This window comes from Rhizobium sp. CF080 (assembly GCF_000282095.2).
Lineage (GTDB): Bacteria > Pseudomonadota > Alphaproteobacteria > Rhizobiales > Rhizobiaceae > Neorhizobium.
On record NZ_AKKC02000004.1, the window covers coordinates 183,404 to 194,956 of the forward strand.

Below are 11,553 nucleotides of genomic sequence, written 5' to 3' on the forward strand. Positions count from 1 at the left end.
TTGGAAGCAAGCGATGCTGAAAACTGATCACTGTCGATCGCTTTGCCCGGCCTCCGGTGAATTCTCGGGATGGAACCGCTCCTTGCAGAGCGCAACCAGTTCGCGCACAGGAGCCCAATCGCTGAGCTCATCGCGATAGATCACCCCCGTCCGCGTGTGCCGGTAGTTGAGGTTGACCGGCACCGGAACGACACGCGGACAGGAGGTGGCAAGGACGGCCGCATCGGGCAGCAGGCAGAGGCAATCGCTCCGCTGAAGAATCGACAATGTCGAATTCAGGCTCTCGCAGCTCAACCGGATATCGGGCTCCCGTCCCAGCCGCTCGAAAAGACCATGCTGGGTCGTTGCCTGATAGATTGGAAGCTCCGAATAGACGAGCCACGGGTAATCCAGCAGGCGCTCTGGTGGAACGGTTCCGGCCGCATCGAGTGTGGCGAAGATCGGATGATCCTCGCGCGCCATGACATTGTTGATCACCCTTGTCAGGGGGAGCGCGACGAGACGAAAATCCTGCGGATCATCGATCGTCATTCCCGTGAACAGCATGTCGAGGCGCCCCTCCAGGAGATCGGTCAACGAGGCCGCGTAACGGCTGTTTCTCAGTTCGAACACGATCTTGGGGAACCGTCGCTGCATGTTGACGAGCAGCTCCGGCAGGATCGCCGGACGCCACATCGGCCCGGCCCCGATCCGCAGATAAGCCTTGCCGATTGCCCTATCGGACATGAGTTCCTGCTCGGCGACTTCCCAGTGGCGCATCATCCGCAAAGACTCGGATAGCACCCTTTCACCGAAAAGCGTCGGCCGGACCCCGCGCGCGTGCCGCTCCAGAAGCTGCCGTCCGAAATGCGCCTCCAGCTGGGCGAGAGAGCGAGACAAGGCAGGCTGCGTCAGGTTCAGCCGCTCGGCGGCGCGACGGAGGCTGCCTTCCTCCACGATGGCCTGAAGACGGAAGAGGTGGGTGATTTGATCCAGCACGACAGTGATAAACTTCATTTATCGGTTGCGCTGTTAATTGCATTTTTCGCGCATTGCCTCAACTGGTATGAGCTCGGAATGCCAAGAATGTATTGGTAGAATCATATTCGCTACATGCAGCCTATCTTGCCGGGGAGCGGGCAATTCAGGCGCTCGGGGAGGAGAGCATGCGAAACAAACTGATTTTATCCGCCTTGACGGCGGCTTTTCTGGCCATGCCGCCAGTTGCCGAAGCAGAAGTCGAGAACAATCCCGAGACGCTCGCGATCGCCGGGATTCTGGATAACGATACCTTCGACCGCGCAGGGCTTTCCATCGGCCATCGCGCTCAGTACTGGATGCCGGTCTTCGACACGCTGTTCTATACAGCTCCGGACGGAAAGACGATGCCGAACCTCGCCACGGACTGGAAGTTCAATGGGGACGGTACGGAGCTTACGCTCAAGCTGCGTGAGGGCATAAAATTTTCCGACGGAGCACCTTTCAATGCGGAGGCGGTGAAGGCGAATCTCGAATACCTGCGCGACGGCGTGGGACAAAACACGTGGATGGCCGGCGCCATCAAGAATGTCGAGATCGTAAGCCCGACCGAGTTGAAGCTGCACCTGAAGGAGCCCGATCCGGGCATGCTCTTCAATCTGGCGACCGTCGGCGGGGCGATGGCGAGCCCCGCGACGCTCGGCAAGGCGGACTCCAAAATGCTTCCGATCGGCTCCGGCCCTTATATCTACGATACCGCGCGCTCGGTGACCGGGCGGCAATACGTCTACAAGCGCAATCCGGACTACTGGAACGCTGGCGCATTTCCGTTCGAAACAATGACGATCACACCGATCAACGATCTCAGCGCGCGGATGAACGCGCTGAAATCCGGTCAAGTGGATGCCGCTGCAGGCGAAGCGCAGGTTGTGACCGAGGCTGAGGCCAGCAAGCTGACCGTGTCGAGATTGCCCGTGGACTGGCTGGGCCTGTTTCTCTCCGACCGAGACGGAAAGATGGTGAAGGCGCTTTCCGACGTCCGCGTCCGGCGCGCGCTCAATATGGCCTTCGATGAAAAGGCAATCTTGAAATTTGTCGCGCGGGGCTATGGCGAGGTTACGGATCAACCTTTCGTCCCGCCGAGCGAAGCCTTCGATCCATCGCTCGACGGCACTTATCAATATGACCCCAAGGCGGCCCGTGCACTGCTCGCCGAAGCAGGTTATCCGAACGGCTTCAGCGTCACGATGCCGGATATCGGCACCCTTGCTCCCTACACGCCGATCATAACGCAACAGCTGAAGGATATTGGTATCACTGTCAGCTGGGTGAAAATTCCGCCCAATGTCACGATCACGGAGTTGCTGTCAGGCAAATTTCCGATGTTCCTCTTCCGCCTGGGCAGCCAGTCGCCCTGGGCCGACTTCAACAAATTTGCCTTCGCGAACTCTCCCTGGAATACATCCAAGGCAAAGGACGAGAAGCTGGAAGCGCTCCTCAGGACCGCCCAATATACGCCTCCCGGCAAGGATCAGAATGCCGCAATGCAGGCGGCCAATCGATACATGGTCGAGAATGCCTTCTTTGCGCCGTGGTTCCGGATCGACAGCATCTACATTTCCAGCGCGGAGGTGAAGGTCCAGATGCAGGCGCAGAACATCGTGCCTTGGCCGCGCAATTATGCGCCCGCAAAGTGAGTTCGGACGCCGATGATACGGTATCTTCTGAAACGGGTCGCTTCCGGCCTCGCGCTGCTTTGCGTGGTCTCAGCCCTAACCTTCATGATGGTCTTTGGAGCCACGGAGAACGTCGCCCGCAATATCCTAGGTGAGAATGCGACCGCCGACCAGGTGAAGGCACTGAACAGCCGGTTGGGGCTCGACCGGCCCCTGCCCGTACAGTTCGGCGACTGGGTGAGCCATGCCGTCCGCGGCGATCTCGGTCCATCATGGACGATGAGCGAGAGCGTGACGTCGGCACTGGCGAGCCGGCTGCCTGTCACCTTGTCAATGGTGACGATAGCCGTGGCGATGATGGCGCTCGTCTCGGCAATGCTCGGCATCACCGCAGCCGTGCGCGGCGGCTGGGCCGACCGGGCGATCCAGATTGTCAGCATCGCGGGTTTCGCCATGCCGAATTTCTGGCTTGGCCTGCTGCTCGTCCTCACCTTTTCGGTCAAGCTCGGCTGGCTGCCGGCAACCGGTTATGTATCGTTCAGCGCCTCACCTTCCTCATGGGCGGCTTCCCTCGTCCTTCCGGTAACGGCGCTGGTGCTTTCGGGAATAGCCTCGGCTTCCCAGCAGGTCCGGGGTGCCGTTATCGATGCACTCCGGCAAGATTATGTGCGTACGCTCCGCGCCCGCGGCGTCAGCCCCCGTTCGGTCCTCTACCGCCATGCCCTTCGCAATGCGATGCCGGCGGCGCTGACCGTCCTTTCGGTACAGTTCATTGCCCTTCTCGGCGGTGCAGCCGTCATTGAGCGAGTGTTTGCCATTCCCGGCATGGGATCCCTGACCGTTTCTGCCGCGCTGATCGGCGACGTCCCGGTGCTCATGGGAGTGGTCGTCACCCTCATCATCGTGGTCGTTCTGGTGAACATACTGGTCGACATCCTCAACGCATGGGCCAATCCGAAGGTGAGGATGTGATGAGCGATATCAAAACCGTCCAGGCTCCAATCCACGCCGCCTCGCAACGCCGCCATTTCGTCCGCTCGGTGCTCACCAATCCGACGGGCCTTCTCGCTTCGGTAGCGCTGCTGATCGTCATCACGGCGGCGGTCTTCGCGCCCCTGCTCGCGCCCAACGAGCCGTCAACCGTCCAGATATTCAAGGTCAATGCTCCTGCCGGCGATGGTTATCTCCTCGGTGGCGACGGTTCGGGACGCGACATATGGAGCCGCCTTCTCCATGGCGGCCGCAACACGTTCCTCGGGGCACTGATCACGATCTTCATCGCCGCGTCCATCGGGGTGACGGCGGGACTTTTCGCCGGTTTTTACGGCAGGAAACTCGACCTCGTGGCCCGCTGGATCTCCGACGGAATCATGGCACTGCCGGCGCTGATCGTATTGCTCGCCTTCTATCAGGCGCTTGGTGCCTCGATCTACCTGTCGATGGCGGTCTTCGGAGTGATGCTGTCGCCGGGCTTTTTCCGGCTCACACGCAATCTCGTCAACGGTGTCAAAAACGAGCTTTATATCGACGCCGCGCGGGTCTCGGGCCTCAGCGATCTCAGGATCATCACGAAGCACATCCTGCTTTCGGTACGAGCGCCCGTGGTGATCCAGACCTCCATCGTCGCGGGCATTGCCATCGTCGTCCAGTCGGGTCTCGAATTCCTCGGGCTCGGCGATCCCAGCACGCCGACCTGGGGCGGAATGCTGCAGGATGCCTTCGCCAACATCTATGTTTCTCCGCAGGCTATCCTCTGGCCGGGACTGGCAATCACGGCAACGGTGGCTTCGCTGGTGCTGCTTGCGAATGCCATCCGCGACCGCATGCAGCAGGGCGGCGTTCCAGTGAGGATGCCGAAGGTCCTGCCGCTGACGGTGAGCGACACGCTGCCAGGCGCCGCGCCCGACGTACTCCTCGATGTGCGGGATCTCGTTGTAGCCTATCCTGCGAACGACGGCTGGCGCGAAGTCGTCAAGGGCGTGAGCCTCAGCCTCAAGCGTGGCGAAGTTCTGGGACTTGTCGGCGAAAGCGGATCAGGCAAGAGCCAGACGGCATTTGCCATCCTCGGACTTCTGTCGCCCGGGGGGCGCGTGCTTTCCGGTTCCATCCAGTTCGACGGTATCGATCTCGGGAAATCTTCTGAAGATGAGGTCCGTAGCCTTCGCGGCAGGCGCATCGCCTATGTTCCCCAGGAGCCGATGGCCAATCTCGACCCGGCGTTCCGGATCGGGTTTCAGCTCGTCGAGCCGATGATGACCGTGCTTGGGATTTCGCGGGCGGAGGCGACGCGGCGGGCGTTGAAACTGCTTGCCCGCGTGAAGCTGCCGGACCCGGAACGCGTCTTTCGCGCCTATCCGCACGAGATTTCGGGCGGCATGGCCCAGCGCGTCCTGATCGCCGGTGCGGTCGCGTGCAGTCCTGATCTGCTGATCGCCGACGAGCCGACCACAGCACTCGACGTAACCGTGCAGGCGGAAGTTCTCGACCTTCTCCGCGACCTGCAGAAGGAGTTCAACATGGCGGTCATGCTGGTGACCCACAATTTCGGTGTCGTGGCGGATAGCTGCGATCGGGTGGCCGTCATGAAGGACGGTAGGATCGTGGAAACCAATACGGCGACGGAACTGTTCGCCGCTCCGGCGCACGACTACACCCGCATGCTTCTCGGTTCTGTTCTCGAGGGTGGAGAGACCCGCACATATCGGCCGCCGATGACCGAGGAGCGGCGAGCATGAACGATCCGGTCCTTGTCGATTGCCGCAACGTGAACGTTCACTTCGGCGCCCATCATGTCTTGAAGAACGTCAATCTCACCATTCGCCCCGGTGAAACGGTAGGACTGGTGGGCGAGAGCGGGTCGGGCAAGACGACGCTCGGGCGGGCCATTCTCGGCATAGGCCCGGTCAACTCCGGCGAGATACTGTTCGACGGTGAGAATATCGCCGGAGTGCCGCCCCGCGCGCGCAAAGGCCAGGCGGCTATCCAGGCGGTCTTCCAGGATCCCTACAGCTCGCTCAACCCGTCGATGACCATCGAAGACATTCTGACGGAACCGATTGTCGCCCGTCGGCTGGCCTCGCCCGCCGATGCGTCCCAACAGGTCCGCAAGCTGCTCGATCAGGTCGCCCTCCCAAGCGACGCGGCGGAACGCTTTCCGCGCGAATTTTCCGGCGGTCAGCGTCAGCGTATTGCCATCGCCCGCGCGCTGGCGCTATCTCCGCGTCTCATCGTCTGCGATGAACCCGTCTCCGCACTCGATCTTTCCACCCAGGCCCGGGTCATGGATCTGTTCATCGAGATCCAGGAGCAGACGGGCGTCGCCTATCTCTTCGTTTCCCACGATCTGGCCGCGGTGCGCCACATCTCGCACCGTGTTGCGGTGATGCGTTTCGGCGAGATCGTCGAATTCGGCGAGTGCGACCAGGTGACGGCCCGCCCCGATCACGACTACACGAAACGTCTGCTTCTCGCCGCGCCCGTTGCCGATCCCGCAAGGCAGGCCGAACGGCGGGCCGCGTTTCGCGCGCTTGAAATGACGGCTTAGACCCATGCGCGCCATCGTCCTGATGTTCGACAGCCTCAACCGCCGCCTTCTGCCGCCCTATGGCGACAGGACTGCCCATGCGCCCAATTTCGCCCGGCTGGCGCAACGGACTGTCACGTTCGACCGCTGTTATGCCGGCTCCATGCCCTGCATGCCGGCCCGGCGCGAAATGCATACCGGACGGTACAACTTTCTCCACCGGTCGTGGTCGCCGATCGAGCCGTTCGATGACAGCGCGCCGGAATTGCTGAGAAACGCCGGCGTCTACACGCATCTGGTGACCGACCATCAGCACTATTGGGAAGATGGCGGAGCCACCTATCACACGCGCTTTTCTTCGCACGAGTTCTTTCGCGGTCAGGAGGGCGACCTCTGGAAAGGTGTGGTCGAAGGCGTGGATCGCACCCGGCTCAACGACTTCATCTACCAGATGAGGCGACAGGACCCAATCAACCGGACCTATCTCGAGGACGAGCGCGACCATCCGCAAACCCGGACCTTCGATGCGGGGCTGCAATTCATCGAAGACAATGCCGGCCAGGACAGCTGGATGCTGCAGATCGAAACCTTCGATCCGCACGAGCCGTTTTTCAGCTATGCCGAATATCACGCGCGCTATCCCGATACCGGCGAGGATTTCGACTGGCCGCCCTATGACCGCGTGACCGAGCCGGAAGAGCGTGTCCTCCAGGCGCGGTACCGTTATCTGGCGCTGCTTTCGATGTGCGACCGCAATCTCGGCCGGCTGCTCGATATGATGGACGAGAAAAACATGTGGGACGATACGATGCTGATCGTCTGCACGGACCATGGCTACATGCTGGGCGAAAAGGGCTGGTGGGGCAAATCGGTCATGCCGTGGTACGACGAAACTATCCACACACCCTTTTTCGTCTGGGATCCGCGAGCCAGGGTTGCCGGTGAACGGCGCTCCGCGCTCGTCCAGACCATCGACATAGCGCCGACGCTGCTCGACCTCTTCGGCCTTCTGCCGACGCCTGATATGCAGGGAAAGCCGCTTCTCGACACCGTCAGAAACGATGCTCCGATCCGCACGGCCGGATTATTCGGGAACTTCGGCGGGCATGTCTGTGTCACCGACGGACGTTATGTTTATATGCGGTGCTGCGCCACCGAGGACAATTCGCCGCTTCATGAATATACGCTGATGCCGACCCACATGCGCGCCCGCTTCTCCGCGGACGAACTGTCGAAGGCGCAGCTCGCGCAGCCTTTCTCATTCACCAAGGAGGCCCCTGTCCTGCGCATACCAGGCTGGACGATCCGGGGGCCGTGGGTCTACGGGACTCTGCTCTATGATCTCGAAACGGATCCCGAGCAGCAAACTCCACTCAGGGATGATACAGTCGAATTGCGGATGGGCGAACTGCTCGTCGAACTGATGCGTGCCTCCGATGCGCCTTCCGACCAGTTCGAGCGTCTGGGCCTGCCGGAGACAGGGCCAGTGGGGAAAGAGCACCTGCTCATCGAAAGACAATGGGCACAGGTCGTTTCCGGCCAGCGCAGCGTGGCAAAGGCGAGCGATTTCCCGCAAGATGCGCGTGTATCCAATATTCCCGTTGGGAAGCTTATGGCCGACGATACCGCGCGCCGCATTCTGACCTCGGCGATTCCTCGTCTCGGGGACAAACCGTTGCCCGCCCCTCTTGCCGCCAAGACGCTGGTGCAGGCGGCAACTGTCTGGCCGGAATTGGACAAGGAAAAACTCGAGGCGCTTGAGCGCGCTCTTGCCGCACAGGTCTGACCGGAGGGATTGATGCCGTTGACACTGGATCATCTGACGAAAGCACCCTTCAACCTCGATCGCGAAGCCCTCGACTGGGTGACCCGGATTTTCCAGGACCTCGACGACACCACCCGCGCAGCCCAGCTTTTCAATCTCAATTCCCGTGGGGACGACCGCGAGATGGAGATCGGCCGCCTGCAGGAGCTGCAACCCGGGGGTATAACGCGCTATTTCGGTGCCGATGGCACGAGAGAACGTGAACATATGGCAGCGATTCAGGGCAAGGCCAAAGTCCCTCTCCTCGTTTCCGCCGATCTCGAAGGCTCACGCATGAGCCTGCCTTTCGGCACGGCCGTCCCCAACCCGCTGGCGCTGGCCGCCGTCGATGATGTCGAGCTGACCGAGGCGATCTCCGGTCTGATGGCGCACGAAGCCCGGTCCGTCGGGATCAACTGGTCCTTCACGCCAGTGCTGGATATCAACGCTGCCTTTCGCAGCCCGATCGTCGCAACGCGGGGATACGGCTCGGATCCGGCGCTGATCGAACGTCATGCACTGGCACAGATGCGCGTCTTCCAGCGCCTCGGTCTTGCTGCAACCGTGAAGCATTGGCCGGGCGAAGGGTATGACGAACGCGACCAGCATCTCGTCACCACGATCAATCCGTTATCGATGGAAGAATGGCGCGCCACCTTCGGCCTGCTTTACAAGGCCGCCATCGATCAGGGCGTCAAGTCGGTGATGTCGGCGCATATCGCGCTGCCCGCCTATGTCCTCGAACGCGATCCGGACGCAGGAGAAGAAGCCTATCTGCCGGCTTCAGTCTCTGCGCCCCTCAATATCGCGCTCCTGCGTGGCGAGCTCGGCTTCAACGGCCTGATCGTCTCCGATGCCAGCGAGATGGCGGGCCTGTTGGGTGTGATGCCGGCGCAGGACGCGAAGATCGAGATCATCGCCAGTGGCTGCGATATGGTGCTTTTCTCCTCCAAGCCGGAGGCGGAGATCGCCGCGATACAGGACGCCGTCCGTTCCGGGCGCATTTCAGCAGAGCGTTTCTACGACGCGGTCACGCGCGTTCTGGCCCTCAAGGCGTCTCTCGGCCTGCATCGCGCCGTCGAGATGCCCGTCCATGCCGATGCGGCTCCCGCCCAAAAGCTCGCCCATGAAGCTTTCGCTCGCGCGCCGACGCTGGTGAAGGACAGGAACAAGACACTGCCGCTCGACCTTGAAAAACATCGCCGCATCCTTGTCGTTTCCGGCGGGATCGTCGAGCCGATGCCGAATGCGAGGCTGGATTTCAAGCTGCCCGAAATGCTGGCTGCCGAGGGTTTCGAGGTGACCCTCCATCCCTATGGCACGCCGCTCGATGCGGAAGGGCACGACCTCGTCCTCTATCTGTTCGGCGAGGAGACGCTTCTGACGCGGGGGCGTATCTTTCTGGACTGGCGCGCACTTCATGGAGATTTCAGGGCCGCCATGAAACGGCCGTGGACGAGCCTGCCGACGGTGATGATCTCCTTCGGCTTTCCCTACTATCTTTACGATGCACCCCGGGTGCCGACCTATATCAATGCCTATTCCACCCACCAGGCGATGCAGGCCGCTGTGGTGGAGGCGCTGATGGGGCGCAGGCCATGGAACCGGAAGAGCCCTGTCGATCCCTTCGCCGGAGCGTTTGACGCGCAATTCTGACAAGCCGGGAATGCGAGACGCTGGGGAGTCGGCTCGGCCCAACGTGAGATCTCAACCCGGCTGTCGCGGATGAAGAGCGATATCAAAGGCCAGTGCGGCTGCCAGGTTTGGCGTCATAGGCGACCCGGAAGCCGGTATTGCTCGATGCGCTATCCGGGGAGAGGCCCATCCGCGCTGCGATCCGGTACCGGTAGCAGTAGCTTTTATGGCAGAGGAACGAGCCGCCCTTCAACACCTTGTCCGAAAAGCGTCTGGCAATCTCATTGCGCGCCTTTGCCTGCTTGGAGAGTGAGCGCACCTTGAAAGGGTCGGCCGTCCATTCCCAGACGTTGCCGGCGAGATTGTAGAAGCCCGCCTCGTTGGGGGCGAAGCTGCGCACCGGGGCGGTGCCGAAATATCCGTCCTGCAACGTGTTGGTGTCGGGAAAGCGGCCCTGCCAGATATTGCAGAAGATCGCCTCGTCGGTCGGCTCCTCCTCGCCCCAGGGATACCTGCGGCGGCGGTTGCCTCCGCGCGCAGCATGCTCCCACTCCGCTTCGGTGGGCAGGCGGCCGCCAACCCATTGTGCGAATGCGAGTGCGTCGTTCCAGGATACCTGGGTGACCGGATGGTCGAGCCGACCTTCAATCAAGCTGCCGCGGCCTTCCGGTTGCCGCCACGTGGCATCGTCGATGCGCGTCCACCACGGGGTCTCGATGACGCCGCCCGTTGCAGTGCGAGCCTCACCGAGCAGCGGCGCGAACACGGCGGAAGAGCCGAACCGCTCCGATTCCGTTACGTGGCCGGTCGCTTCCACGAACTGAGCAAACCGGCGGATGGTGACCGTCTCGATCTCGAGGTGAAAATCCTGCAGCGAAACCTTGCGTTCCGGCCCCTCGCCATCGGTGGAGATCACCGGATCATCTGTTCCGACAAATGTCTCGCCACCCTTGACGGCAATCGCTTCCCCCGGCACGCCGCGAGAGATCGGGCCCGCCGGAGCGCCGGGTGCACCCTGCCCGGTTTCCCGCCTCGATCCTGAACAGCACCCATTCATCGCGTCTTCCTGACATGCCCTAAATCATCTTGGCGGACTTCCGGGCCGTCAGCCTGTTGATCTCAGTGAGGACTGACCCGGCATTGCGGGATATCTCGATCGAGAATTGGCCCGCCTTTCAGGTTATGTTTCGAGTCAGGTGCCGCGGTCAAGTTCCAGCTTTTTCCTTCGTGTTTTTGGGCCTGCGGGCCGATCTGTTCAAAGCGGAATTTCCAGATGGCCGCTCGAGACTGGCGTCAGATCGGGTGCGCATGCTTCCCCATCCTCAGGTCAGCAGAAGAAGCAGGACGTATGCAAGTACGGTGAACACCAGCCCACGAAACGCATAGGAGACGCACCGGTATTTCTGCCGGGCGATGAGGGACAGCACGTCGGCATTGTCCAGGTATTCCTTGAAGAGATAACCGACGTCGCTGCGTTGCGCCGCGTGCTCGAATATCGCTCTGTGCTGTGGCCACGTGCCCCAGAAAAGCGAGGTGGATTTCTCCACCCGTCGCGGCAGCACGACCAAAATAGCCGAGAGAATCGAAGAAACGGAGGCGATGGCGAGCAGAGCGGAAACAACGGCCGCGACCCAGGCACCCTCGGTATAACGCGCCAAGGTGAACACTCCGCGCCCCTCGCTCGAAGAGATCAAAAACGCGAGCATGAAGGTAAAGATATAGGCGGCCTTCTGATCGGATATCTTGATCTGGTCGTAAAAGACGTCGTTTATCTTGCGGACATGGTTGAAGTATTCCTCGGTAATCTCGCCGGACGCCATCGGCATTTCGAGCATCTCGGTCGGCGCGCTGTCGAATTCGCTCAATTTGCTTTCCCCAGTTCTGAACTGTTTCCCTGTTAATACACTCTAGCCGGAAAGCAATCCCGTTGCTAACGCCGGCCTTGACACTTGCCAGGT

Annotated in this window: 9 protein-coding genes; 6 read left to right on the plus strand and 3 right to left on the minus strand. The window is 61.3% G+C overall.

Annotation, left to right across the window (positions count from 1 at the left end):
- Positions 1-27: 27 nt before the first annotated feature.
- Positions 28-996 carry a LysR family transcriptional regulator gene (locus PMI07_RS07980; protein WP_007751007.1) on the minus strand — a complete coding sequence of 323 codons (969 nt, stop codon included), beginning with the start codon at positions 994-996 and terminating at the stop codon, positions 28-30.
- Positions 997-1,145: 149 nt separating this feature from the next.
- Between PMI07_RS07980 and PMI07_RS07985 the strand changes: the two genes are divergently transcribed.
- Genes PMI07_RS07985 through PMI07_RS08010 form a run of 6 tightly spaced genes read left to right on the plus strand, consistent with a single transcriptional unit; the run spans position 1,146 to position 9,616 of the window.
- On the plus strand, positions 1,146-2,654 hold the full coding sequence (locus tag PMI07_RS07985; RefSeq protein ID WP_007751005.1) for an ABC transporter substrate-binding protein: 1,509 nt from the start codon (positions 1,146-1,148) through the stop codon (positions 2,652-2,654).
- Positions 2,655-2,666: 12 nt separating this feature from the next.
- Positions 2,667-3,605, plus strand: a complete 939-nt coding sequence (locus PMI07_RS07990; protein WP_007751002.1) for an ABC transporter permease — start codon at positions 2,667-2,669, stop codon at positions 3,603-3,605.
- Positions 3,605-5,368: a dipeptide/oligopeptide/nickel ABC transporter permease/ATP-binding protein gene (locus PMI07_RS07995; RefSeq protein WP_007750997.1), complete on the plus strand. Its 1,764-nt coding sequence runs from the start codon at positions 3,605-3,607 to the stop codon at positions 5,366-5,368. The genes PMI07_RS07990 and PMI07_RS07995 overlap by 1 nt, the downstream gene beginning before the upstream one ends.
- Complete coding sequence (locus PMI07_RS08000) at positions 5,365-6,177, plus strand: ATP-binding cassette domain-containing protein (protein WP_007750991.1); 813 nt, start codon at positions 5,365-5,367, stop codon at positions 6,175-6,177. Before PMI07_RS07995 ends, PMI07_RS08000 begins: the two co-directional genes overlap by 4 nt.
- A 4-nt stretch (positions 6,178-6,181) precedes the next feature.
- Positions 6,182-7,942 carry a sulfatase-like hydrolase/transferase gene (locus PMI07_RS08005; protein ID WP_007750988.1) on the plus strand — a complete coding sequence of 587 codons (1,761 nt, stop codon included), beginning with the start codon at positions 6,182-6,184 and terminating at the stop codon, positions 7,940-7,942.
- 18 nt (positions 7,943-7,960) lie between these two features.
- Complete coding sequence (locus PMI07_RS08010) at positions 7,961-9,616, plus strand: glycoside hydrolase family 3 protein (protein WP_197032504.1); 1,656 nt, start codon at positions 7,961-7,963, stop codon at positions 9,614-9,616.
- 82 nt (positions 9,617-9,698) lie between these two features.
- On the opposite strand, the gene PMI07_RS08015 is transcribed toward PMI07_RS08010, so the two are convergent.
- A complete protein-coding gene (locus PMI07_RS08015; protein WP_007750982.1) occupies positions 9,699-10,652 on the minus strand; it encodes a formylglycine-generating enzyme family protein in 954 nt (317 codons plus the stop codon).
- Between the two features lie 265 nt (positions 10,653-10,917).
- Positions 10,918-11,460, minus strand: coding sequence for a Pycsar system effector family protein (locus tag PMI07_RS08020; RefSeq protein ID WP_007750981.1), 543 nt, complete (start codon positions 11,458-11,460; stop codon positions 10,918-10,920).
- Between the last annotated feature and the right edge of the window lie 93 nt (positions 11,461-11,553).